This is a genomic window from Micromonospora sp. WMMD1102, assembly GCF_029626265.1.
GTDB lineage: Bacteria > Actinomycetota > Actinomycetes > Mycobacteriales > Micromonosporaceae > Plantactinospora.
Map to the genome: position 1 here is coordinate 644,062 of NZ_JARUBN010000001.1, position 25,978 is coordinate 670,039.

Consider the following 25,978-nt stretch of genomic DNA (forward strand, 5'->3'; position numbering starts at 1 on the left):
CATCCGACTCCACCACGCCACACGTCGTTCAACCCGCCCCACGCCCGACCGCCACCACAGATCTGCTCGGCGAACTGGCGAACCTGCCACCCGCCCCGCCGGCACCCCCAGCCGAGCCGGAGGACGACCCCGTTCCTCCGGACCGCTTCTCCGGATCCGAGTCGCACGACGCGAGGGCAGTACCGGACGCCGGGGCAGCGCCGACCGGGGCGAGGTTCCGGCCCACGGAGCAGGCCGATCTCGCCCCCTCCGGGGAGGCCGCCCGAATCAAGGCGAACATCGCCGCGCTGCGGGTGCTGCGTACGCTGCAAGCCGATCAGCGGTCCGCCAGCGAGGACGAGCAACAGGTACTCGCCCGCTGGTCCGGATGGGGCGCCGTCCCCGCCGTCTTCGACCCGGACCGCGACGACCACACCGCCTACGTCTGGGCACGGGAGCAACTCGTCGAATTGCTCGACGAGACCGAGTGGCGTGCCGCACGACGTACCACCCTCAACGCCCACTACACCGACGCCTCTGTCGTCAAGGTCGTGTGGGACGCCGTGCAGCAACTCGGCTTCACCGGCGGCGACGTACTCGAACCCGGCAGCGGCTCGGGCAACTTCATCGCCTTCGCCCCCGAGAACGCCCGGATGGTCGGGGTCGAGCTGGACCCGGTCACCGCAGCAATCTCTGCCGCGCTCTACCCGGACGCCCGGATCCTCAACGAAAGCTTCGCCGACACCCGCATCCCGACCGGCGCCTTCGACCTCGTGATCGGAAACGTCCCCTTCGGCAAGATCACGCTCGCTGACCGTCGCCACAACCCGGGCGGCCACAGCATTCATGACCATTTCATGATCAAGGGATTGCACCTGCTGCGGCCAGGCGGGCTTATGGCGGTGCTCACCTCGCACTTCAGCATGGACCGCGCCAACCCCGCAGCCCGCCGAGAGATCGCCTCACTCGCGGATCTGGTCGGCGCCGTACGCCTGCCGTCGGGCGCCATGGCGAAAGCCGCCGGTACCGACGCCGTCATCGACGTACTGATCCTGCGCCGACGGGAAGAGGGCCGCCCAGCCGCCACTTCGCAGGATTGGGAAACGACTCGGCGGGTCACCCTCGGCGAGGACGAGGTCAGGATCAACGGCTACTTCCTGGATCGCCCGGACCGCGTGCTCGGCCGACTGGGCACCGGCGGCCTGCACAGCAGGGACGAACTGACCGTCGTGGGAGACCGTGATTGTGCGCCGGCGCTACGAGCCGCGTTGCAGGACGTCGTGGCGGTAGCCGAGATGCAGGCGTTGACGTACAGCGAAGCCCGGCGGGCCCCGGCACCGCAGCCGATCGCGTTCGTCGCCGCCGCGCAACAGCATCCGGATGGCTACCTTGCGCTGAACAAGGACGGCACGTTCACGCGGGTCATCGACGGGCAGACAGAGCCCTACGCGCCGCCGAAGACTCAAGCGGACGAGCTGCGGGAACTGCTGAGACTGCGCAACATCGCGATGCGGCTGCTGGAGGCCGAGGCCGCGACCCGCGACGACACCGAAGAGATCGACTACCTGCGCGCCCAGCTCGGGCGGCGCTACGACGGCTACGTTTCACGATTTGGGCCGATCAACCGCTACAACACCTACGAGACCGGCAAGGTCGACGAAGAGACCGGCGAACCGGTCCTGCGGCGGGTCGCCCCGGCCCAGGGCGGGTTCCGTGCCGACCCGTTCTCCAACGTTGTCTACGCCCTGGAGCGCTTCGATGAAGCGTCCCAGCTCGCCTACAAGTCCGACATCTTCACCACGCGGGCCATCGCTCCTCGTGCGCCGAAGCTCGGCGCGGAGACACCCGAGGACGCGATCGCGGTCTGCCAGGACGTGTACGGCCACATCACGCTGGAGCGGGTGGCGTGGCTGCTCGGCGTGGACGAGGCGGAAGCGCGCCAGCGACTGGGAACCCTGGTCTTCGACGAGCCTGGCACCGACCGACTCGTCCCGGCGGCGGAGTACCTGTCCGGCAACGTGCGGGTCAAGCTGGATCAGGCCCGCGCCGCAGCCGAGGAAGACGAGCGGTACGCGCCCAACGTCGAGGCGCTGACCGCCGTCAAACCAGTCGACCTCACCCCGGAGGAGATCCGCGTTCGGCTCGGTGCGAGCTGGGTGAGCGGCAGCACGGTGCAGGAGTTCCTGCAAGAGCTTCTGGACGACCCCACGCTCGCGGTCGAGCACGGCGACGGCGGCACGGACTGGACCGTCACCTCGAAGCGTCGCGCGACGACCCTCGCGACGAGCACGTGGGGGACCGAACGCCGATCTGCGGTCGACATCGCGGAGGACCTGCTGAAGCAGCGGCCGGTGCGCGTGTACGACGTCGACCCGGTGACTGAGAAGCGGCGGCTGAACGCCGACGCCACTCTCGCTGCCCAGACCAAGGCCACCGAGATCAACGAACGGTTCAGCGAGTGGCTGTGGGCGGATCCGCAGCGGGCCAACGCCCACCTGGCCACCTACAACGAGAGATTTAACTCTCTCGTGCTGCGTTCCTACGACGGTTTGAAGCTGACCCTGCCGGGTCTGGCTCTTACCTTCAAGCCGCATTCGCACCAGTACAGCGCGGTGGCCCGGATCGTCGCCGAACCGTCGGTCGGGCTCTGGCACGAAGTCGGCGCCGGCAAGACCGCGGAAATGGTCATGGGGGCGATGGAACTTCGTCGCCTGGGCCTGGTCCGCAAGCCGATGATTATCGTTCCCAATCACATGTTGGAGCAATTCAGCAGGGAGTTCCTCCAGCTATATCCCCAGGCTCGGCTGCTCTCCGCCAGCAGCGCGGACCTGACGGCGGACCGACGCAGGCTGTTCCAGGCTCGGGTGACGACCGGCACTTGGGACGCAGTTATCATGACTCACCGCGCGTTTGAGCAGGTGGCCATGTCACCCGAGTACCAGCGGAAGTACCTGAAGTCGAAGATCGAGAAGTTGGAGATTCGGCTGGCGTCGGCGGAGGCTGCCGGCCAGAAGCGGCTCGTCAAGCAGCTTGAAGGCGCCATCAGTCGGGCAGAGGAACGGATCAAGAAGAAGCTCGCCACGAAGAAGGACCCCGGCCTGACTTTCGAGCTGCTGGGCGTCGACTACCTGTTCGTCGATGAAGGCCATTTGTTCAAGAATCTGGAGCGGCCGAGCCGGATTCCGGGCATGGGCATCCCCGGATCCAACCGGTCCACCGACCTGGACATGAAGCTGCGGTGGCTGCGCGAGAGTAACGACAGGGTGGGCACCATCGCGACGGCGACCCCCGTCGCGAACTCCCTCGGCGAGGTCCACACCATGCTCATGTACCTCGCCCCGGATCTGATGCGCTCGCTGCGTATTGACGAGTTCGACTCCTGGGCGGCGACGTTCGGCGAGACGGTCGAGGGGATCGAGGTCGTTCCCGAGGGCGGCGGCCTGCGAATGAACAGCCGGTTCGCCAAGTTCTACAACGTCCCAGAATTGTTGCGGCTGCTGCATCAGGTCGCAGACGTGAAGACGGCGGAAGACCTCGCTCTGCCCGTGCCCGCGCTCAAACAGCGCGAGGACGGCCAACGCCTGCCCCGCACCATTGTCGTCGCCCCCAGCGACGGGCTGACCGACTACCTCACGGCCCTGGTCGACCGGGCCGACAAGGTCCGCAAGGGGGATGTCGAGCCGACCGAGGACAACCTCCTGAAGATCACGCACAACGGCCGCTCTGCGGCGATGGACCTGCGATTGGTGCCACCCACGGCAGACGAGATTGCCGACGTGTTGCGCCGCTTCGAGGTGCTCGAAGACGAGCGAGCTATCGCGGCGGTGGCTGCCAACCTTTCCGCACTGTGGGCCCGGCAGCGGCCGAACCGCTTGGACCCCACCACAGCCGTATGGCCCGGCGAGGTGTGGCAGGAACAGGGCGAGACACTTTGGTCGGGGCAGTTCGATCACGCCACCGAACAGGCCCTGCTCCGGCTCTCCGACACCCACGACTGGAGCGTCGGCCCGCTGGAAAGCGGCCAGATCCTCGACACGCTGACCAACTACGACGGGCTCGGCGACGCCGACATCCGACAGCAAGTGGCCGAGCACCTGATCGACCACTGGGTGACCGAACCGCCGTACGCACAGGTCGGCCGGAGCGTCCGCTGGCCCGACCGCGTTGAGGACGCTACCGGCCGCGTGGTCTGGAGCGGCGAACTGCCACACACCCTCAAGCAGGCCCTCGTCTTTGCCTATCGGGACGCAGACGACGAACACCCCGTGACCGCAGACCGGCTCGTCGAGCTGATGGACACCTACGACCGCCTCGCGGACCCGAGGATCCGCGAGCGGCTCGCCTCGGACCTCGCCGGTCTATGGAGCCAGGAACCTCCCGCTGGACCGGACGTCGGTCACGATGTGGCCAGAGCAGCGGAGACGGCATGGCCGGACCCGATCACCGCTCCGCCGGAGTTGCTGTGGTCGGGGTCGTTCAGCGAGGAGGTCCAATCAGCGCTGCTCGCAATCCGCGCCATGGACACGGATGCGGCCAGCAAGCTGACCATCGCAGCGGAGACGATCGCCGGCATCTACGCCGAGCACCGAGACGACATTTTCAACGACAGCGACGGTCAACCCCATCCGCGCCCCGGCGCGCTTCAGATCGTCTTCAGCGACCTCGGTGTGCCTGCGGCCGGATGGAACGCCTACGAAGAACTGCGGGCTCAACTCGTCGCTCGTGGCGTGCCTCGGGCTCAGATCCGGTTCATGCACGAGGCCGGAAACGACGCGGAAAAGGCCGCCTTGTTCGCCGCTGCCCGCGACGGGCGCATCAGCGTCTTGGTCGGTAGCACCGAGAAAATGGGTGTAGGGACGAACGTCCAGGCTCGCGCCGTCGCGTTGCATCACCTGGACTGTCCCTGGCGGCCGGCCGACCTCCAACAGAGAGAAGGCAGAATCCTTCGGCAGGGCAACCAGAACTCTGAAGTCGAGATCATCCGGTACGTCACCGAAGGCTCGTTCGACGGGTTCATGTGGCAGACGGTCGCGAGGAAGGCCGAGTTCATCGCGCAGCTCATGCGTGGCCGGCTCGACGTGCGAGAAATCGAAGACATCGGAGACGCGGCCCTGTCGTACAACGAAGTGAAAGCGTTGGCGACCGGCAACCCGTTGCTGCTCGACCAGGCGGCCCTCCAAGCCGAAGTAACCAAATTGGAGCGGATGGAACGCTCACATCACCGGGAACGCGATCGGATGGCCTGGGTCCGGCGCGAACGTGAGCAGGACATCGCCATTCTGCGGGCCGAGATCGGGGAGGCCATCGCGGCCCAGGCACGCCGAGTCGACACCACGGGGGACAAGTTCCGAATTGCCGTGCTCGGCCAGAGCACTGCGGAGCGGAAGCAGGGCAACGCGCTGCTGCGTGACGCGCTCAAGGCCCTCACCGTGCCGCCCCCACGGGGTGAGCAGGAGGTCGCCACGATCGGTGGATTTGCGGTAGTCGCGGAACATCGGTGGATCGAGGCGCAGAACCGGCGGCTGTTGTTCGTCAACGTGCCCGACCTGCCCCGAGCCGAGTTCGCACTCTCCCACACCGAGCTGGACAACGCGGACCTGGTGGGCCGGTTGGAGAAGCGGCTGCGCGGGCTCGACGCCATCGTCGGGCAACTGCAACGTGACCTCGCGGCCAAGGAACAGGACCTTGATCGGATCACGAGCGGGCTGGACGCGCCGTTCAAACACGGCGATGCGCTGCGCACCGCGAGACTGCGGCTGGAGCAGGTGAACGCGCAGATCACCGAGGCGAGCAAGTCCGAGCCGACAGCGTCCTCGACCGCCGCCCCCAACGAAGCCACGGCGATGCCGAAGCGCGTTGACCCGGCCATCATCCGCAGCGGCCGTCCCGGACACCCCGACGGCAACGACACCATGCAGGTCCTCACCCTCACCGCCGCAGCCATCCAAACCTACGGTTGGGTGTCTCGCCGGGATGCCGACGCCAGCGACGGCAAACTCGTTCCGACCGCCGCGATCGTCGACACTGCGATCAACGGCGACGGATACGACGCCGCCGGATTGCGCGAGGAACTGGAGGCGGCCGTAACCGACGAAACTCGTGCCTATGCCACCGCCGTGCGGGAGTACGCCATCGCGCTACCCGACCGTGACGTCAGCGACTACGCCTACCAACTGCGGGTCGCCGCGACCGAGCCCAGCGTAAGCCCACGCCACTTCGCCACCCTGGTCTCGGCCGTTTCCAGCTACCAGCGCCACCTACAAGACCAAGCCATCCGCCACGTCACGGCCACGTCGACGTGGCAGGGCAAGAAGGGTGATCAGGTCAGCTTCGACGCTCAGGTTCTCGCGGCCCGCAGCTACAACCGCCAACGCCGCGGCGCCCAGTCCTCCGCCACCACGCTCTACCTAGCCGACGCGTCCGGGAACCTTTGGACCTGGCGGGCACCCAACCTCAACGCCTTCCGGGACGGGACGTACGTCCACGTCACGGGCAAGATCAAAGGTCACGACACCACGGACGGACACCGGCAGACCGAACTCGGCCGGTGCGTTCTCGCTCCGATCGACATGCCGGCGGACTGGCCGCGGGACCACAACGACACCACCAGCCAACCGGCCGACGACGCTCCGCCTCCACCCGAACCCGCACCTCCGGCACCGTCTGCGATCACATCGCCAGCCGCCACCGTTGCCGTTACGATCCCGGTGAACCTCGACGCCTGGGCCGCCGGACCCGGAGCACGTGCGAGCGAGGACGACATCACCTGGCTCTCCGACGTGTTGACGGGACTGGCCAACGATCCGCAAACGCAGATGTGGGCCCTCGCCAACTCCGCCGACAACTTCGCGCACCCCTTCGCCAACATGCTCGCCGACACCCTCATGGACGCCTTCGAGGAACGCATCGACTTCCTGCGGTGGGCGTACTTCGGCGACCGACAGGACCAGACCGCATTGCGCGAAGCCGCCACCGAGGCAGTCTTCGCCGCTGTCCGATCCGCCGCCGATCTCCAGGCACTCGCAGAACAGGCGGAGGCCGAACCGGAGGCCACCCGGGCGGCCCACACACCCTCCGTTGACGATCCAAACGCCGGTCCCGACCACTGTGCAGAAGCCGCGGACAGTGCGGGCACGCCAGCGCCGGACCAGACCGAACCAGCCGCCAACGACGACCTGGAGCAACGGGAGCAGCAGGTGCGCCGCCGCCAGATCGTGCTGAAGATCGAGGAACACGCAGCTGGCCTGCACCGGAGCACCGGATCAGCGCACCGCTACGTCGGCGAGATGGTCAAGGCAACTCCAACAGAGATGGAGTGGATCAAGGGCTACATCGCTGATCACCCCGAGGTGCTGGAGCTTCCGTACCGCACGCCCGCGCAGTGGGACCAGGTCCGGCAGCGGCGAGGCGAGGACGCGTTCCAACAGGCCGAAGCTGCCCACGCCGCAGGCGACCTGACCGGTGCACTGGACTGGCTCGACGAGGCACGGGCGTGCGGAGTGCTTTCTCTCGCGGAATGGAGTGCCGGCCGCGACTACGTGCGAACGCACGGCGGCGCTGCGAACCCGCCTACGTCTGGCCCGGCGGTAGAGACTCCGGGACGCGGCGACCAGCCCGAGCAGCAGATGCCTCGGGAAGACGCGCCGGTGGATCGGCGATCCCAGGTGCGACAGCGCCAACTGGTACGCGCGCTCGAACAGTACGGGCCTGGATACCACCGGCTCACCGGCGACGGAGTCAGGTACGCAGCTGAGGTGATGCGCGCGACGGAGCAGGAATGGGAGTGGATGGCGACCTACGCCCAGGCCAACCCCGAGGTGCTGGATGGCGAACGCCTCGGCGACGCGCGCATCGTCGAGATCAACCGCACGGCCGCCCGGACAGCATTCGGGGCTGCTACCGACGCGATGAGGCGCGGCGACTTCGACCTCGCCCTTGAACGGCTCGACGACGCCGAGGTGTACTGCCCGGACGGCCACCCGGACCGAGGCGGTAACTGGGATCACTATCGCGGCATCGTGCGGACCAAGGCCGGCTCGGGCGTCGTGGACGGAGCGGCCACACCCTCCGACTCCACGACGAAGAGCGCGGACGTGGCCACCGCAGAACGGCCGCGACCGGCAGCCCTGGCCAGGGCCGGCCACGCAACCCCGGTGCCGGTTCCGGCAGCCAGCTCCGGCCAGCCGCCATCGGCAGAACCCGCCCCTGCGGCCACCGCGCGCAACGCCCGTGCCCGCTGACCAAACGGCGACGCGGGCCCAGCCGATAACATCTGGCCAGGGTGACCACGGGGGAAGCCACCCTGCCCAGATGTCCAGCAACGGTACGAGTCGCCCGCAGCCAGCGACAACCGGCCGAGCGGGTACCGCGGCGTTGCCTCCTTGTCGCCCGCGACGCCGAGGACGAGACAGGAACGACCCGATCGGCTCACCGGTGTCGAGACGCTCAGTTCAGGCGATGCGGCCGACGCCGCCGACACCTGGGTCGGTTCCCGGCCTCATGCCCCTCGCACACGAGCAACCCCGCGAGTTGGTCAGCTCTCCGCGCGCGCTCACTGCGCCCGCCGCGTTGGGCAATGAATTGCGGTTAGCGCGTCGACCACGGCCAGGCCGTCGATGACGATCCCGTCAACGAGGTTGTCCACGATCATCAGCGGCAACGGAGCCGTCTTCACGTCGTAGGTTGGTCCCGGGAGGTACCCGTGTTGACGCAGGCCCGGGTCGTGGTCGTCCCCCAATCCCGCGTGACAGGTGCCGCACAGGGTCAACAAGTTGTGCTCCACCGTGGGTCCGGCCTTGCGTACTGGCACCACGTGATGGACATCCAGTTCTAGGTCAACGTGGTTAGCCGGGCTGCGGCCGCACAGGACGCACCGGCGGCCGTCGCGGCGCAGGACATCACCCCGCTGTCGGCGAGTCGGCGCTTTCCTGCCGACGAGATCGTGGCCCGGATCGAATGTGGGTACGAACGACGCCACGTCGCGTACACACTCGATTGGCCGTAGCAGCGAAGGCAAGAACTCGCGTAGCAGGGCGTCGGCGATCGCCGTCGCAACGAAGCCCCCACGGCTCAGGACCGCAGCAAGTCCCTGCGGATCATCGGCGATCACCTTAGGCCGGTGCCCGAACCGGACGAGCAGGCTGTCGAAAGTTTCACGGCCCACTGCATCAGCCTGTCGGATCTCCCACCGGCGATCACGGGCTGAGAAGCTGGCGAATCGGGTATAGAGCGCGATATTCAGCAGGTCTGATCGCAGTTTTCGGACCGCCACCAGGTAGTAGCGGTCGTTCGAGAGCGCGCCCGCCACGGTAGCTGGGACAAGGGACATGAAGCCATGCTGGCATAGTCCTGTGACAGGTCCCGTCGGTACACACGTACACGACGAAGACCAAGGAGGAGCCGACAGGAGCCGTTGCGACCGGCCAAGTCGATGGAGGAGCGAAGCCCAGCCTGCCGCCGCGCCGCCCAGCGAGATGTCTCATGAGACATCCGAATTCTGGAGAACATTGGCGGTGAGAACCTACATCTGAAGCGCGATCGCTACCGCGATCGCCGCGACCACCATGAACGGCCCGTGGGGGATCGCGTCTTTGCGTCCGGCCCGTCGGACCGCCAGCAGGACGCCGGCCGCGAGCCCAGTGAGCACCAACGCGAGGAACGTGGACACCGTGACCGCCGGCCATCCCATCCAGCCGACGCCGATACCGAGCCCGAACGCAAGCTTGGCGTCTCCAAGACCGATGCCGCCCCGGGTCAGCAGCGACATCAGTACGTAGAACGCTGCGGTGCCTGCGCCGGCTGCGAGCGCTCCGCCTAGGCGACGAGCATCACCGAAGATGATCGTCTGTACGCCGAAGACGGCCAACGCCCCGCCCGCAAGTAGCGCGGTCAGCCGGTTCGGCAAACGGTGCACCGCGATGTCGACCACCGCAAGCGTGATCCCCACCAGCGCCAGCCAGCAGAACGCGAGCAGAGGCAGTGGATCATCGGTCACCGCCGCAAGGGCCGCGACCGACAAGCCGGCTGCGACCTCCACCGACGCCTGCGGGGGCCCCACCCGCGCCCCGCACTGACGGCATCGACCGGACCACCACCACACGAAGCCCCGCCACAGCGATCCCGTGCCGGCAATCGGGCGCTCGCAATGTGGACACGCCGTGGCGCGGGCCGGACCGCTCGGCACCGAATAGCGGAACGCTGCCATCCGCATCACCGGACCGGCCGCCACAGCGAGCGCCGCGGCGAGCGAGACAATCAACGGGCTCATTCCGCTGCCGGTCGTTGCCGAGCGTCGCGACGGAGAACCTCAGGACGCCTTGCCATCAGGCAGCCCGTCGTCTTGAGCGTGCGAGTCGCTGCGGTGCAACGCGTGACCCAGAGCCCGGATCGTCTCCAGCCGCCGACGTCCCGCCTTTGTGAGGGTCAGTAGCCGATGCCCTTCCGCGAACGTCTCCCGCGCGAGCCCGCTCTCCACTAGACGGCGGACCGTTCGGGTGATCTCGCCGTCGCCGATGCGGTTGCCGGTCCACTCGGTGATCGCACTGCCCAACTCGCCGTACCGCATCGGCCGTTCGCCGAGGCACACTACTGCCCCGATTACATGTTGATATTGAAGAATATCCCGGATCTCCAGCAGATCTCCGAATTCCACCCCGCCCCCCGTTACCGCGTTGCCTCAACGCGTAGCCCCCAGCCACGCTATCGGGTGTCAGCTACCCGACAGTAAGGCACCAGTGTGCAGGCGGTAGTGACCTCGCTGTCAAGTGCGAAGGCGCAAAGTTTGCGCCGCGTTCAGGCAATTCGGCCCAAAAAGGTCGATCGATTGTTTATCCGATAGCTACCCGCTCGGTCGACAGCTCGGTCCTGCGGTCGTTCCCCTCGAAGTCGACGACGCGCTCTACCAACGCACAGACCTCGCGGCCTTTGCGGGTGAGGGTGAGGGAGTGTGCTCCGTCGAGGCTCGCTGCCGCCGGCCCGGTTACGGCGCCGGCGGCAGCCAGGGCCGCGATCGCCGTGTTGATCGCATCACCGTACGTGTTTAGCTCGGGGCAGTCGTGAGGAGGGCGGCCGTCCCGAACAGCAAGAAGAACGTCGACAATCAATGGGGTGCCGAAGAAGTCAATCACGGACTGTAATTCGCTACGGTCTTCGGGCATCCCCATCTGACTTTCCGTGAGTGGTGGCTGCATTCGCTGTCATCGGTGATCAGAGCTTGATGGCCACAGTGTGACGGTGGCGAGGGGACGGTACAAGAGGGAACTTCCTTCACTGTTTCCGGGCTCGATGTCAAACGGGACATGTACTGAGAGTGAGTGGCACTCACTAGTGCACCCAGGGCCAGGGCGATCCGGCGTTAGCTCGTCGTGGGACGGCAGGGTACCGACGAGTGCGAGGTCGCAGCCGCAATGAGCGTTCCGTCAGGAACGCACACAGCGGTGCGTACGCAGGAGAACGCACGGCGACGGCGTACCTGACGGTGCGTAGCGGAGCCCAGTTCATATGCGCTAAGACCAATGGGTGCGTCCTACCGCGCGGGGGAGGTGGCAGGGGATGCCCAATCGTGCAGTGCTCAGTTTCGAGCTGTTCACCGACACGCACGCCGCTGTCAATCTGCTGCCGCCCGGTCTCGCCGACGAAGCTGGAGCGGGGACATCATCCCCACCAGTTGCGCCGCCTCGGTGCGGCCTTGAGGGCAGGGAGGCATCCAGATGACGAAGCGAGCCAAGGTGAGCGGGTCGATCGTGGTCGGACTTGGGGTCGCGCTGTGCGTGCTTGCGGGGTGCACATCGGACCCCGCCGAGCCGGACGTCGCGCCCACCAGCGCCACGACCGCGGCGGGAACGCCCACCCCTGATGCTGTCGAGGAAGGTGCCCGACACGACATCCTCGCTGCCTACAACGGGTACCTAGAGGCGTACGTCAAGGCGTCGGCCACGGCCGACTACCGGACCAAGGAACTGGCTACGTACGTGGGGGAACCGCTGCTCGGGCAGTTGCTCAACAACCTGTTCAACATGTCGCGCAGCGGCGTGCACAACGAGGGCCGACCGACCTGGAGCCCGACCGTCACCGAGCTGCGCCTCGACGCGAACCAGGCCGTGATCCAGGACTGCTTCGACTCCACGAACTGGAACACCGTCGGCGGTAAGGCGCAGCCGACCGCGCAGGCGAAGAGGTACCCGGTGGTCGTGAAGGCCAAGCGGGTCAACGACAAGTGGTACGTGTACGAGTCAACGGCCCAGCGGAGTTCCACATGCTGACTCGAACCTTCCGAGCCCTCGCCGTCGCCGTCTCCGTCGCGGTCGTGGCCCTCGGGCTGACGGTCGCGCCGGCCAGAGCGGATTACTGGGTGTGCCCCCCGATCGGGGACTGCTACCTCGTGATCGAGAAGCCGGGCGACGGCGGTGGCGGTACACCGCCCGGTGGTGGCGAGGGCGGCGGTACGCAGGAGTGCACCTCGGGCGGCATCGTCGTGCCGTGTTGGCAGGCAGGTTGGGGATACCTCAACCCCGCTGACGGCTGCTACTACATCCTCGAATCGCCACAGCCACCCGCCGGCGATGAGGCGTGGGCCGGCCACGAACCCGGCGACGGGGCGGTGTACCGGCAGCGGTGCTACGGCGACATCATCGGCGCACTGGTGTGGCGGGCGGACCCGCCACCGGGCACACCGGGAAGCCTGAGCCCGGCGGAGCTGGCGGCTCGGGCCGTCAAGGAGCTACCGATGCGGGGCGCCCAGATCGGCATCAGTCCGAACCCCTCCGGCGCCGGGCTGGTGGGCCTTCCGGTCTGGCTGTGGACCGCGGTCACCCCACAGACCTGGGGACCGATCACGGCGACCGCCTCCGTGCCCGGGATGTCCGTCACCGCTCGGGCGAAAGCCACCCAGATCAGGTGGAACATGGGCAACGAGAAATCCATCACCTGCGACAACCCGGGCACCCCGTACAACAAGGCCAAGCACGGTGCGTCTCCATCGCCGACGTGCGGATACGACGGGTACCCGCTGCCGAGCCGCAACGAGCCTTCCGGCCGGTACCCGATCACCGCCACGACCACATGGCACATCGACTGGTGGGTGGTCGGCGGCGGCGCGACGGGGACCGAAACGGTGACCCGCGAATCCACGACATCAATCCGCATCGACGAACTTCAGGTGGTGACCGGGTGACAACGACGGACGACGTTGTGAGCCTTCCTACGGCGGCCATCCCGCAGCGGCGCGTGGTCCGCGAGCGCAGCGTGCGCCGGGGACGTCTCGGCGTCGCGGTCGCCCTCATGGCCGTGTGTGCCCTGGGTGCGGTGGCGTTGTTCGGCTACGTGAGCCGCACCCAGCCGTACCTGGCGATTGCCAGGGATGTGCCGGTGGGAGGTCAGATCACCGCTGCCGACCTGGCCACCGTGCACCTCAACCCGGACCCGGGCATCGCGGGGGTGTCAACCGATCGGGTCGAGTCCGTGGTCGGCAAATACGCCTCGGTGGCGCTTTTGTCCGGCACGTTGCTCAATGCGAATGCCCTGGTCGACAAGCCGTTTCCCGCACCCGGTGAACAGGTGGTCGGTATATCCCTCAAGGCCGGGCAGATGCCGTCCGCGCCGCTGCGGCCGGGCGCGAACGTTCTGCTCGTGTCCACCGAGGAAGCCACCCAGGACAAGCCCACTACCGCGGCGCCGACGATCCGGGCCACGGTGGTGCACGTGATCGCGGGGGCACGCGACGGCACCGCCACGGTGTCGGTCGCGGTCCGGGAGAGCGACGGGCCGGTTGTCGCCCGGCTGGCCGCACAGGGCCGGTTGGTGCTGACCATGACTTCGGGGAGCTGACGATGGCGGTCATCTGCCTCGCCAGCGCCAAGGGGTCGCCGGGGGTGACCACGGCGGGTTTGGCCTTCGCATTGACCTGGTCGCGGCCGGTGGTGCTCGCCGAGTGCGACCCGGCCGGCGGTGACATCGCGGCCGGGTACCTGCGGCACCTGGAACTGGACGGCGGACACGGCCTTATGCAGCTGGTGGTGGCCGAGTTGCGTGGACAGGCGAGCGAGCAGTTCTGGTCCCAACTGGTCGACCTCGACCCGCCGAATGCGCAGCGGCTGCTGCTGCCCGGCATCGCGACCCCCGCACAGGCGGCCAGCCTTGACCCGAACTGGTACGGCCTCGCCGGCTTCTTCGCCTCACTTGAACATGGTGACCCAGGCTTCGACGTCATCGCCGACTGCGGCCGGCTCGTCGCCCCGCACGCCCCGTGGCCGTTGCTCAGTCGCGCCGACCTGGTCCTGCTGGCGGTGAAGCCGACGTTGTCCTCCCTCCTGCCTGCTCGCGCTGCCGTGCAGACGCTGCTCGCGGGCGGCGGTCCTGGCGGCGAGGGCCGGATTGGGCTGTTGGTGGTCGGCGACGGCGATTACGACGACCGCGCCGTGTCGCGGCACCTCGACGTACCGGTGATCGCTTACCTGCCCGACGACGACCGATCCGCCCGGGTGCTCGCCCACGGAGGCACGGTCCGGACCCGGCGGCCGTTGCTCCGCGCGGCGGCGGCAGCCGAGGGCAAGGTCATGCGATCCATCACCGACCGACGTGACCGCCTCCGCAGCCCTGGATCCCGGGAGACCATTCATGCCGACGTTTGAGCACCCACGGTGGCGCGACCCCTCCGACGGGACACCCACGATAGAGAGCGCCGCTCCACCGCGACAAAATGGACGCGCTAACGGCAACGTCGCCGCCCTCGTAGCGGCACCGCGGCCTCCGACACCTGGGCCGAGGCTGAACGAGCCCGACTACGCCGTCATCCGGTCACTCCAGAACGCCGTCAGTGACGAGCTGTCGCGCCTGCTGGCCGGACGTGAATACGTCAGCCCGTCGGAGCGAGAAGCCGAGGGGCGGCAGATCGCGTCACGGCGCGTCAGCCAGTACGTCGACCAGCAACGAATGAGTGGCACTCCGCTCAGCGGCGACTACGAGCGACGGTTGCTCGACGGCGTGCTCGCCGCGCTGCTGGGCCTGGGCCGGCTCGACCGGCTGCTGCGCGAACCCTATGACACCATCACCATCCTCGGCTGCGACGGTGTGCGAGTCGAGCGCCCGGACGGACGCGTCGACTTCGAGGCCCCGGTAGCGGACAGCGACGAAGAACTCGTCCTGCTGCTCCAGGCCCTCGCGCGGCGAGCCGGCGGCACCGAGCGCGCACTCACGAAGGACAAACCCACGCTGAGCATGGAGATGCCCGGCGGTCAGCGGCTCGCGGCCACCTACCTGGTGACGCAGCGACCGGTCGCGGTCATCCGTAACCACCAGATCCTCAAGGTCACCCTCGACGAGCTGGTCACCCTGGACCAGGCGGATCCCAACAAGAGCGCCATGATCGATCCGCTCCTGCGTGACTTCCTCCGCGCGGCGATGCGGGCCGGGCTCAACATCATGGTCGCCGGCGTGCCGGGCAGCGGTAAGACCTCTCTTCTGCGGGCGCTGGCGAGCGAGATCCCCGCCGACGAGTGGATGATCATCATGGAGGAGGCGCGAGAACTCGGCCTGCACAAGACCGGGCGCCACCCGTGGGCCGTCTCGATGGAAACCCGCGAGGGCCATGGTGAACGCGGACCGGACGGCCGACCGGTCGGCGAGATCACCCTCGATGACCTGATCCCGATCGGGTTGCAGCTCAACGCACGCCGGATCATCGTCGGCGAGGTCCGATCCCGAGAGATCGTCGCCATGCTCCAGGCGATGGGCACGACCAACGGATCTCTCTGCACGATCCATGCCCGCGAGCCCGGCCTGGTCTTTGACCGCGTGGTGGAGCTGGCCCTCAGCCACCGCGACGAGCGGTCCGACCGGCGCGCCTACCTCCAGGTCGCCAACGCGCTCGACCTGGTCGTTTACGTCAGCATGATCGACGAAAGCGCGATCGGGGGCCGCAAGCACCGCTTCGTGTCCCACGTGATCGAAGTGGGTGGACTGGTCGAAGACGGCCGTCCCCGGACCACGCAGATTTTCGGGCCCGGGCCGGATGGCCGTGCGGTGCCGATGCACCAGCCGGACCGGCTCAAGCAGCACTTCCTCCTCGCCGGCTACGACCCGACCATCTTGACCGCGCACCGCGGTCGGGGTGGCTGGCCACGGCCTCTGCCCCGACTGGGAGTGCGGACGTGAACCCGGTCCTCGTTGCCGCCATGCTCGGCGCCGGTCTCGTCGGCAGCCTCGTGCTGGGCGTGAGCGCCGTCATCGGGTCCGCCCAGCCTGACCGCCCGCCGTCCCGGTGGACGATGCGCGCTCGGTGGCTCTGGTACGGGTCCGGGACCACCCGCCAGGCCCAACGGCGCCACCAAGCCTGGGTGATCGGTGCGCTCGCCGCTGGCGCCCTCGCCTGGGTCATCAGCGGAATACCGGTGGCGGCGCTCCTCGTCGCCGTTGCGGTGCCGGGCGTGCCCTGGCTGCTGTCGGCGGGAAAGGAGGAACAGCGCGCCATAACCCGGGTCGAGGCGGTGGAGGCATGGACCCGCCGCCTGCGCGACGTGGAGGACTCCGGCGTTGGCCTCCAGGAAGCGATCGTCGACACCGCCCAGACCGCCCCCGCCGCGATCGCTGCCGAGGTGCAGTTGCTCGCCGCGCGTATTCAAGCCGGCTGGGAAGCCGAAGCTGCGCTCTACGAATTCGCCGAGTCACTCCGGGATCCGGTCAGCGATCAGGTCGTGGTGGCCCTCGCGCTGCACCTCAGCGATCGGGGCGCCAAGCTGACCGATGCGCTGACCGGCATCGCGGAAGCCGCAGCGGACGAAGTGGCGATGCGCCGCGAAACCTCCTCTAAGCGATCCCGGGCGCGGTTCCAGATCCGCTTCCTCACCATCGGATCTGTTTTGTTGGTCGGCTTCGGACTGGCCAGCGGCCAGTACACCGCCCCGTACGCCGAGCCCCGCGGACAGGTCGTGCTCGCGGTCCTCGCGTCCGGGTTCGTCGGCTGCCTGTGGTGGGCGCGAACGCTGGGCCTGCCGCCGGCCGAGGAGCGCTTCCTGGCCACGAATGCGAGCGCTGGAGGGAGTCCGTCATGACACCCACCTGGATCGGCATCACCGCGGTGCTCGGCGCGGGGTTCGGTCTCGCGGTCTTCCTCGCCGTGCACGAACTCCGCCCGGCCAGCCCCGCGCTCGGGCCGGCGCTCGCCCGCCTGCAACCACCAACCGGCGCGGTCACGGCGCAGTCCGGTGGATCCAAGGCCATCGGCCGTCTGACCACCCGAGTGCATCGCATCATCCCAGCCACCGATCTGAGGCTGCTGGGCCGCAGCCCGGAGGAGTTCGTCACCAGTCTCATCGTCGCCGGGCTGCTCGGGCTCGCCGTGCCGTCGGTCATCCTCGGCCTGCTGGCACTCATGGGACGCGGCTTCGGTACCGGCGTACCGGTGGTCGCGGCGCTCGGCTTCGCCGCGCTCCTCATCCTCATCGTTTACCGGGACGTCAGCCACAAGGCCGTCATCGCCAGACGCGAGTGCCGCCGCGCCGTGTGCACGTTCATCGACCTCGTCGCGCTGCAACGAGCGGCCGGCCGGGGCACTGAGGAATCCCTTACGAGGGCTGCGAGCAAGGGCAGTGGCTGGGTATTCGCCAGAATCCGGCAAACCCTGCTGCGGGCCGAGCTCTCCGTCTCCGCACCGTGGGACGGGCTCAAACAGCTCGGGACCGACCTGGGCGTGCCAGAGCTCGGCGACCTTGGCGACATCATGCAGGCCGCCGGCGTCACAGGCGCCCAGGTCTACCGGACACTGCGGGCCCGAGCCACGTCCCTGCGCGCCCAGATCCGCACCGACGAGCTGGCCCGCGCCGAGCTGCGTACCTCGCAACTGGAGATTCCCGGCGCGTTGTTGCTGGTCGTGCTCATGCTGCTGGCCCTCTACCCGTTCGCGGCCCGCCTACTCGCCGCGCCCACCGTCAACTGACCACAATCAGGAGGTTGCTGCCATGGATGTCACAAGACCATCTATCTGGGCCACGTACGCCCTGCGGCTACTCGCCGCGCTGCGCCGCGATGACCGCGGCGAAGTCGTACCCACCGCGATCATCTACGCGATCGGCGCGGTGATCGCGGTCGCACTGCTGACCGCCGCGTCGGACTACGTCCTCGGATGGATCGGGCTCTGGCCGGACGCCGCAGCCCCGGCCGCGCCCGCTCCGTGACGGAGACCCGAGTCAGGCGCCTGAGCCGGGGGACACGCTGGTTCAGGCGCCTGGCCGGCGACCGGGGCTCGACCAACATCGAGATGGCGATCCTGTTCCCGGTCTTCGTGCTGCTGATCCTCCTCGGCGTGCAGGTGGGGCTGATCTTCTACGGGAGGACGGTGGCCCTGGCCGCCGCCCAGCAGGGGGCCGTCGCCGAGGCGGCCTACGGCGCTCCCGACGGAATTGGGCATACCCAGGCCAGCGCGTACCTGACCCGCATGGGTGACGTCCTCAACGACTGGGAGGTCACCGTTGCCCCTGCCGGTGAGGGAGCGCCCGAGCCCACCGCGGTGCGCGTCACGGTTACGGGCACAACCCTCGGTTGGCTGGGCATGCGGTTCCAGATCAGCCAGACCGCCTACAGCCCCATCGAGCAATTCACCACGGAAGACGACTCGTGAGACGGCAACCAGAGAGACAACGCGGCTCAGTCACCATCGAGCTGGCGATCTTGGCACCCAGCATGCTGCTGGTTGCCGCCTTCGCCATGCTCGTCGGCCGGGTCTCTCTGGCAAACGCCGCGCTCGACGCGGCAACCTACTCAGCAGCACGGGCCGCGTCGCTCGCCCGCGACGCGGCCACCGCGCAAAGCCGCGCAGAGTCCTCCATTCAAACGACGCTCGACGCACAGGACATCCACTGTCTCAACCTTCTCGTCAACGTCGACACCAGCCAGTTCGCTCGCGACGTTGGCGAACCGGCCAGCGTGACCGTCAGTGTCGAATGCCGCGTCGACCTGTCCGCCGGAGCGATGCCAGGCATGCCGACATCACGGTGGATCACCGCCGTCTACAGCTCTCCGCTCGATCTTTTCCGAAGCAGAACCGGATGAACCGAAACCCCTCCGCACTCCGGAACGACGCCGGCCGAATCGGGCTGTTCTACGCCATCGTCCTGCCCGGCCTGATCGCCATGATCGGCCTGGCCGGAGACGGCGCTGGATACGTCCGCACCACCCAACGGGCGCACAACATAGCCGCCGAGGCCGCGCGGGCGGGCGGTCAGGCGATCCGGCTCCCCGAAGCCATCAACGGCGAGACGAAGGCGGTCGACACGACCAAAGCCATCGACGCCGTCGCGGACTACCTCGACACCGCAGGCATCACCGACTGGCAGGCCACTGTCGACGACGACGGCCAGCAGCTCACCGTCACCGTCACCGTGCAGTACAACCCCCTCCTGGTTGACGTACTGCCGGGCGTCACCACGATCCCGGCAAACGCAACCGTCACCGCAACCCTGCTGGTGGGATGATCCATGGCCAATCCGGCTCGCAGAAACACTCCGCCACGCCGCCCGCGCGCCGTCGGCCTCGCCACACGTCTCTCCGCCCAGCTGAGCATCCTTGCCACCCTCGGGGGAATCCCCTACGCCCTCTACGCCCTGGCCGGAAACCCGCTGCCGGACCAGCTACCCACCTGGTCCCACCTCGGCGAACTACTCACCACCCGCGACGACGGCAGCGCGTTCCTCACCGCGATCACCTGGGCCGGCTGGATCGGCTGGGCATCCTTCGCACTACCACTCCTCGTGGAGATTACCTGCCACGTCTTCCGCTGGCGGCCCCCGCGAATCCTCGGCCTCGCCTGGCAGCAACGCCGCGCAGCAACGCTTGTCGCCGCAGCCCTGTCCATAGGCGCCGCGCCCGCCGTCGCGAGCGCCAACGCGATCACGATGCCGGCTGCACCCTCGGGCGTCGCCTCCTCACACACCACGGCACAGGTGCAGCCCGCAGTCACGCTTGCATCCTTCAACTCGGCAACAGCCACTTCCGCCGGCGAGAAGGCCCCAACGGTGAGGACACCGGTCTACGAAGTAGCCCGCGGTGACTGGCTCTACCACATCGCCGAACGATTCCTCGGCGACGGCGACCGCTACGTCGACATCGCCAAGCTCAACCCGGCACTTGAAAAGGCGGATCCCCGGTTCCCCGACCACATCGTCGCCGGACAGGCGTTGAAGCTCCCCGCCGACGCCAACGACAGCGGTACCCGACACCACGCCACCGGCAAGCTCCGCACGCCCCCAAAACCACCGCCGACCGAGGGCACCCCTGGCACCGCAGGCCCACAGAAGCCGAACGTCCAGGCCACACCACCAAGTCCGCCGGCAGTAACAGCAGCACCGACACCGCCGGCGACAGCCGCAACTCAGCCGACACCCCTGGCGTCCGACCCGGCACCGTCTTCACCCGCCGAAACGGCGGCTCCTACAACCACCCCCGCCGCCGAGGCGGACGAACCAAGCGCCGATGCCGACGATAGCGAGTTCGACGCTGCCCTCCCCATCACCGCAGCTCTTGCCACCGCTGGCCTTCTTGCTGCCCTCCTGCTCTTCCGCCTCACCCAACGTCGACGCCGTCAACGCCAGCACCGGCGCCCCGGCCGCCGGATTCCCACGCCCCACCCCACCATCGAACAGCGAGTTCGTGCCGCCGCCCAGCCAGTCGACGTCAACCGGCTCGATCAGGCCCTGCGGGCACTGGCCAACGGCCTGCGCGATCATGACCCCGCCGAACTGCCCGACCTCGCCGCTGCATGGCTGTCCGGCGGCGAGGTCCACCTCATGCTCGCTCAAGCCAACGCCGACGCACCGCCCCCCTTCCAGGCGGACAGCACCGCGATGGACTGGATGCTGCCCGCGAACGCCACCCTTCCCGACGTCGAAGAAACCTTGGCGCCACTGCCGGTCCTCGTCACCGTGGCATCGCGACCCGGCGGCGACCACCTCCTCATCGACCTCGAACGCACGGGCCTGCTCACCATTGGCGGCGACCACGATCGAACCAAGGACCTGATTCGATACATCGCAGCCGAGTTGGCCACCAACCAATGGAGCGACGACGCCGAAGTGGTGCTCGCGGGCTTCGACTCCGTCGACGCCGACAACCTCATCACCATCGGCGGCAACCGCATCACCGCCGCAACATCAACAACCAACGCCATCGAACGTGCCCGACGCCGCGCCGCAGCCAACGCCAAAGCCATGACCGACAGCGGCATCGGCTCAACCTTCGCCGGACGGATCGCAGACGATGTTGCCGACGCATGGATGCCCCACGTCCTCCTCATCGCAGACGCCACCGACGCCGAGGAACATCTCACGGCGCTCGCGGACGAACTCCGCCTGGCCGGCCGATGCGCGGTAGCCGTCGCCGTCGTCAGCGAGATCCCGACAACCTGGCACGTCGACGTCGACGAAGACGGCAGCCTGGCCATCGACTGGCTGAGCATCTCCAACACTGCCGCCACCCGACTGCCCCGCGACCAACTCGCCCGGCTAGCACCTGTCATGCGCGCCGCCCGCACTGCCGTACCCACCGACGACCAATCCGGCGACGAGCGAGTGCCCGCCGCAGCCGATTTGGACCCCTGGGCCGAGGGCACCGACGCACACGGGCACCTGCTCGATACCGACCGCACCCCACGGCACGTCCAGGGCGAAGACGCGGAGAACAGCGAGCACCACACCCTGCCCGACGATCCGGTCAACGCGCACCCCACTACGGACCAACACGCACAAGAAAGGCGACCGGCCGTGCCCGAACCCGACCGCAGCACCCCGGCGCCCGCCCAGCCCGGCACCACCGCGGCGCAACCAGTCGATCTCGCGACCCTCACCCCGATCGCCAACGGAGCGACTGCTCGAATCGCACCCGCAGCACGAAGCCGCTCCCGCGAGCCTCATGACCCAACCCTCGATGAAGATCTTGACGCCTGGTACCGACCGGACCCGCACCGACCGCGTGTCGCTATCCTCGGCCCAGTCGAAGTCCACGCACCCGGCGAAATGCCCGACGAGCGACTCCGCTTCTACTCCGAACTGGTCGTCTACCTAGCGCAGCGGGGACGAGCCGGAGCAACCGGCGAACAGATCGACGAAGCGCTCTGGCCAGAGCGTGGTGTCAACGCACGAAGCCGCCGCGTCGCCATCAGCAAGGTACGTCGCTGGCTCGGCGAAACAGACGAAGGAGCCCAGTGGCTCCCCCCGAACGCGGGGGCGGACCGGCTTTACCGCCTCACACCTGGCGTACTTCTTGACTGGCAGATGTTTCGCCGTCTCCGAGCCCGGGGTGAAGCCAGGGGAGCAGCAGGCACAGCCGACCTACGCCGTGCGCTCGAACTCGTCCGAGGCGAACCCCTCGCCGGTGCGGAGCTGCCCTACTCGTCCGGCTACCGCAACCCATACACCTGGCTACCCGGCAGCGACGTCCAACCGCACAACCTCGCCTCGGCCGTGGTGGACACCGCACACCAACTCGTGGACCTCTACCTCGCCGCCGGAGACACCACTGGCGCGCGATGGGCCGTCGAACGTGCCTGGCTCGCCGACCCCTCACGCCTCGACGACCATCCCTGGGTCGACGCCATGCGAGTCGCCCACGCTGACGGCCGCTCAGCAGAACTCCGCGCCCTCCTCGACGACCTCGTACGCACGCGCGAAGTCGAGGTCCCGGAGGATCTCTCGCCTGACACGTACGCGGCGATTCACGAGCTGGTTGGAGATCTCCTGCGGGTTGGCTGAGAGCGGACGAGCATGGACGGAACACACCATTTCGGACCCACATGGACTTCTGGATTCCACGACTAGCAGAGGCGGTTCCCATGGTTCCGCTCGCCGGCTACCCTCGGTATGCGGCCTGCGTTCGCGGGCGACCCGGCGGTCTGTCAGACAGCCGGGATTTTTGTATCGAGGGGGAGGACGGCGGAAATGACCACTACGAGGACGGCGCCAACGGGTCACCCGACCTTCCCTGAGCGCGAAGACAACTTCCGTTCGACCGGAGACACTACGAGGGCTATCCGTACCGTCGCCGACCTCGCCGCCGTCATAGCCGACCTGGATCCAGCTGCGCCGGTTACGTTCGATCCAGTGGTGCGGGGAGCGTCTGGCCTCTCACCTGAGCATCATCCCCGCGTCGTCATCGTAGACACGAGTGCATCCGCTTGCGTTCGCTCATTGGCGGAACGCTCTAGGGTTACGTCAGCACTTGAACTCGGAGCGCGGCTGGTAGCTGACCCAGGGGCGCCAATCCCCTATGAAGCAATCCCATGCAATCCAATGCATCGCATGGCCGAAGCCTTCGACGCTGGCGATGTTGGTGACGGCCTCCGTGCTGCCGCTGACGTCCTCCTCGACGTGGCCGACCAAGTAGTCAACGAGGGTGCAGCTTGGCTTCCATCCATTAGCCGAAACCTTGCCGCATTCACAGAAGTCGCATCCGTGCTTCGCCACATCTCTTTGGAACTCCGAACCGGAATTGCCGCAGGTGTCTCGGCCGAAATGGCTGACGAGGAACGTCCCTGGTCGGCGCCCACGACCGACTAACCTGAGAGGTCAACCTAGGTCCAACGTTGAGCAGAACGGTTGAGAACAACATCGGCCCCTATGTCGTCTCGCCCTGCTCACCATAGTTTGGCGTCTGCCAGTCAAGACAGGTGGGTCGTTGCCCGTTGGTGGAGAAGAATTCTCGTGCCGCCTGTCGTGCGGTCGCCACGGGAATTGCCGAATTTTCATAGGCGTCCGTCCGTGAACCTCCGAAGTTGTAGGCCAGGCCCGCAGGTTGGTGGAGGGTGCCTTTGCTCGCTGCTATGTCGAGAAACGCATGGTGCCAGACCAGCACACTGAGGTCTTGCCGGCCGAGGCAGATTTCGAGTACATGTTCCTTGTCGCCCGTTTCCAGCGACACCATGACGGGAAACTGTTGGTACTCGGGGTTGGCCGATACGCGGTCGAGCAGCCCATCGAGATCTTCGATCCTCTCTACAGCAACCGGCTCGGCGCGGTCGTAGTAGACCATGACTGGCTCGGCACTCATGCCAACCCCTTTCCGTTTCCTCGGTACACCTTGACGTACCCGTTCGGTCCGTAGACGGTGAGTTTCGCGTCTTTCGGCAAAACATACGGCAGAACCCTGTCACAACCCATGGGGTCCCGGCATGGGGTGTTGTTCAGGTACAGGGTGGCCTCCGTCATCCCCCGCGTGCGCATCGCCGCCGCCGCATGCCCCTCGGCGTGATCGAGGGCGGACACGTAGTGCTTGAACGGCGGCCGGAGACCAGGACCGCCCTTGCCCGGCCCTTCCTTGCCGCTGTGAACATCGCTGATCTTCCTGCCACCGGTGGTCGTGAGCACCCCGTCGGTGGGCGCGTCCGACGAACGGCGCGCTGGCAAGGACTCCAGGAAGCCCGGCAGAAAGGGGGCCGGGGCAGCATCGCCGGCCTCCGTTCGTTGACCAGACGACGGCGCCCCGGTCAACGACGGAGGCGGGCTGGCCTGCGGCCCATCGCCAGCGGCCACGTTCCCTGGACTCGCGGGTAGCGCGGATGGTGTACTGTCCGAGGCCGAGGTGAGGGCGATACCGATGATTTGCCCATACTCGATAATCGCCATCGCGGTCCCCGCGAGCTGCCGGTCTGCTTCACGCAATTGCTCGGCTGATGCTGCCGTTGCGGTGAGAGCCTGTTGAACGAGGACGTGGTCGCTGCCCCTGATAACAGCCCGTAGACGCATGGACGTGCTGTTCAGCGAAGAAACGGTGGCGGCCAGCGATGATCGTTGACGAGCGATCTCTTCGAGCACGGCCTGCAACCCGGCGGCGACCTCGCCGAGGTTCATTCGTGCCGCCCGTTGCCCACGTGACAGGAGCCTACCGGCGACTTATGTTGATGATCTCCCAACTGCGGACTCCGGGAAGCCCTTGGTAAGCCGTAGTAGCGGTGACGCATCGCTGCTGCGGTGAGCCAGCACAGCATTGGAGTCGGCAAGGCGGGGACCGGAACGTCGCGTACCTCGGAGGGCACTGAGTAGATAAACAGCATTTCCTTGGGAGCCACCTTCTGCGTCAAAGGAGGGTCCTGGCCCAATCGAAGAACGCATTGCTCAGGCGGGTGCGTTCGAGGTCGGGCAGGGCTGAGTACCCGCCAAATCCGCTGCTCCACTCGTTGACTACCGGACCATCCTCGCCCAAAAGCCAATCAACTTGCAGGCAGGCTGCGTCGAGGCTGTCGGCAATGCGCAGCGTTGCCGACTGAATGTCCAGATCTGCTGCCCTGGCCGCACTAGCCCCACCCTGGCTGATGTTGGCCAAATAGCGCCCCGGGGAAGGCGAGCGATGTTGCGTCGCGGTGACCTGCCGGTTGATTACGTAAACCCTTAGGTCGCCCAAGTTGGGAATGAAGGGTTGTACGACGTATCCCATTCCGGCCTGAGCCGTCACGTCGAGGGTAGTTGACAGTTGCTCGATGCTGTCGACTTTCATTACGCCGAACCCCATGCCCATCTCTCGGGGCTTCACAATATAGGGTCCTGGGCCGAGTTGCTGCTCAATCAAAGGGATTGCGGTGCGGGCATAGCGGCCAAACGGGATCGCTACAGTAGGCGGGGTCGGCAGCCCGAGCCGTGAGGCCCGCTGAATGATGGCGAGCTTATCGGTTGACAGGTACTCCGCGTCAGTGAATGAGCGGTTAAGGAGGACTGAATCACTTTCCCGTACTGTGCGGCATACCGCTTTTAGGTGATGGGCAGTCTGGGGATCCCAACTAAAGTCGTCGACTTGGAAGAGCTGCCTTGTCCGGAGCAGGTTCTCTCCGTGGCGCCAAAGCTGCGGTTGGCCCACACAGCTTGGCGAAAGCTCGTTGATAGGGATGGCGCGGAAACGAAATCCGGCTCGCGTTGCCGCTTCTGAGGAGGCGTCGAAGAAGCGGTTAGTGGCTTTCGTGAGGTAGTCCGGATCGAAATCGTCGGTGCGATAGATGACGGTTAGCGTTGGCTTCGTGGTCATCGATCCC

Annotated in this window: 20 protein-coding genes; 13 read left to right on the top strand and 7 right to left on the bottom strand. The window is 67.3% G+C overall.

Annotated elements, in window-relative coordinates:
• Positions 1–293 precede the first annotated feature (293 nt).
• Positions 294–8,219 carry an SNF2-related protein gene (locus tag O7626_RS03140; RefSeq protein ID WP_278059054.1) on the top strand — a complete coding sequence of 2,642 codons (7,926 nt, stop codon included), beginning with the start codon at positions 294–296 and terminating at the stop codon, positions 8,217–8,219.
• Between the two features lie 311 nt (positions 8,220–8,530).
• Here O7626_RS03140 and O7626_RS03145 read toward each other — a convergent pair whose 3' ends face one another.
• From O7626_RS03145 to O7626_RS03160, 4 genes are all read right to left on the bottom strand, one after another.
• Entirely contained in the window at positions 8,531–9,307 is a 777-nt protein-coding gene (locus O7626_RS03145; RefSeq protein WP_278059056.1) for an HNH endonuclease signature motif containing protein, read from the bottom strand.
• Positions 9,308–9,499: 192 nt separating this feature from the next.
• On the bottom strand, positions 9,500–10,246 hold the full coding sequence (locus O7626_RS03150) for an A24 family peptidase (RefSeq protein ID WP_278059058.1): 747 nt from the start codon (positions 10,244–10,246) through the stop codon (positions 9,500–9,502).
• A 39-nt stretch (positions 10,247–10,285) separates the two neighbouring features.
• Positions 10,286–10,630, bottom strand: a complete 345-nt coding sequence (locus tag O7626_RS03155; protein ID WP_278059060.1) for a hypothetical protein — start codon at positions 10,628–10,630, stop codon at positions 10,286–10,288.
• A gap of 175 nt (positions 10,631–10,805) precedes the next feature.
• Positions 10,806–11,141, bottom strand: coding sequence for a hypothetical protein (locus O7626_RS03160; RefSeq protein ID WP_278059061.1), 336 nt, complete (start codon positions 11,139–11,141; stop codon positions 10,806–10,808).
• A 546-nt stretch (positions 11,142–11,687) separates the two neighbouring features.
• Between O7626_RS03160 and O7626_RS03165 the strand changes: the two genes are divergently transcribed.
• The 12 genes from O7626_RS03165 to O7626_RS03220 are packed head-to-tail and all read left to right on the top strand — an operon-like array spanning position 11,688 to position 22,712.
• On the top strand, positions 11,688–12,239 hold the full coding sequence (locus tag O7626_RS03165; protein WP_278059063.1) for a hypothetical protein: 552 nt from the start codon (positions 11,688–11,690) through the stop codon (positions 12,237–12,239).
• Complete coding sequence (locus tag O7626_RS03170; RefSeq protein WP_278059065.1) at positions 12,233–13,150, top strand: hypothetical protein; 918 nt, start codon at positions 12,233–12,235, stop codon at positions 13,148–13,150. Before O7626_RS03165 ends, O7626_RS03170 begins: the two co-directional genes overlap by 7 nt.
• Complete coding sequence (locus tag O7626_RS03175; protein ID WP_278059067.1) at positions 13,147–13,803, top strand: SAF domain-containing protein; 657 nt, start codon at positions 13,147–13,149, stop codon at positions 13,801–13,803. The genes O7626_RS03170 and O7626_RS03175 overlap by 4 nt, the downstream gene beginning before the upstream one ends.
• A gap of 2 nt (positions 13,804–13,805) precedes the next feature.
• Complete coding sequence (locus O7626_RS03180) at positions 13,806–14,606, top strand: ParA family protein (protein WP_278059068.1); 801 nt, start codon at positions 13,806–13,808, stop codon at positions 14,604–14,606.
• On the top strand, positions 14,593–16,128 hold the full coding sequence (locus tag O7626_RS03185) for a CpaF/VirB11 family protein (RefSeq protein ID WP_278059070.1): 1,536 nt from the start codon (positions 14,593–14,595) through the stop codon (positions 16,126–16,128). The genes O7626_RS03180 and O7626_RS03185 overlap by 14 nt, the downstream gene beginning before the upstream one ends.
• Entirely contained in the window at positions 16,125–17,024 is a 900-nt protein-coding gene (locus O7626_RS03190; protein ID WP_278059072.1) for a type II secretion system F family protein, read from the top strand. Before O7626_RS03185 ends, O7626_RS03190 begins: the two co-directional genes overlap by 4 nt.
• On the top strand, positions 17,021–17,908 hold the full coding sequence (locus tag O7626_RS03195) for a type II secretion system F family protein (protein WP_278059074.1): 888 nt from the start codon (positions 17,021–17,023) through the stop codon (positions 17,906–17,908). Before O7626_RS03190 ends, O7626_RS03195 begins: the two co-directional genes overlap by 4 nt.
• A 22-nt stretch (positions 17,909–17,930) precedes the next feature.
• Positions 17,931–18,146 carry a hypothetical protein gene (locus O7626_RS03200; RefSeq protein WP_278059076.1) on the top strand — a complete coding sequence of 72 codons (216 nt, stop codon included), beginning with the start codon at positions 17,931–17,933 and terminating at the stop codon, positions 18,144–18,146.
• Positions 18,095–18,589, top strand: coding sequence for a TadE/TadG family type IV pilus assembly protein (locus O7626_RS03205; protein ID WP_278059078.1), 495 nt, complete (start codon positions 18,095–18,097; stop codon positions 18,587–18,589). Before O7626_RS03200 ends, O7626_RS03205 begins: the two co-directional genes overlap by 52 nt.
• Positions 18,586–19,020: a TadE/TadG family type IV pilus assembly protein gene (locus O7626_RS03210; protein ID WP_278059080.1), complete on the top strand. Its 435-nt coding sequence runs from the start codon at positions 18,586–18,588 to the stop codon at positions 19,018–19,020. The genes O7626_RS03205 and O7626_RS03210 overlap by 4 nt, the downstream gene beginning before the upstream one ends.
• A complete protein-coding gene (locus O7626_RS03215) occupies positions 19,017–19,442 on the top strand; it encodes a pilus assembly protein TadG-related protein (protein WP_278059082.1) in 426 nt (141 codons plus the stop codon). Before O7626_RS03210 ends, O7626_RS03215 begins: the two co-directional genes overlap by 4 nt.
• A gap of 3 nt (positions 19,443–19,445) precedes the next feature.
• Positions 19,446–22,712: a LysM peptidoglycan-binding domain-containing protein gene (locus O7626_RS03220; protein WP_278059084.1), complete on the top strand. Its 3,267-nt coding sequence runs from the start codon at positions 19,446–19,448 to the stop codon at positions 22,710–22,712.
• Between the two features lie 862 nt (positions 22,713–23,574).
• Here O7626_RS03220 and O7626_RS03225 read toward each other — a convergent pair.
• From O7626_RS03225 to O7626_RS03235, 3 genes are all read right to left on the bottom strand, one after another.
• Positions 23,575–24,006: an Imm1 family immunity protein gene (locus O7626_RS03225; RefSeq protein ID WP_278059086.1), complete on the bottom strand. Its 432-nt coding sequence runs from the start codon at positions 24,004–24,006 to the stop codon at positions 23,575–23,577.
• Positions 24,003–24,806 carry a DddA-like double-stranded DNA deaminase toxin gene (locus O7626_RS03230; protein WP_278059088.1) on the bottom strand — a complete coding sequence of 268 codons (804 nt, stop codon included), beginning with the start codon at positions 24,804–24,806 and terminating at the stop codon, positions 24,003–24,005. Before O7626_RS03230 ends, O7626_RS03225 begins: the two co-directional genes overlap by 4 nt.
• A 226-nt stretch (positions 24,807–25,032) precedes the next feature.
• Entirely contained in the window at positions 25,033–25,971 is a 939-nt protein-coding gene (locus O7626_RS03235; RefSeq protein ID WP_278059090.1) for a hypothetical protein, read from the bottom strand.
• Between the last annotated feature and the right edge of the window lie 7 nt (positions 25,972–25,978).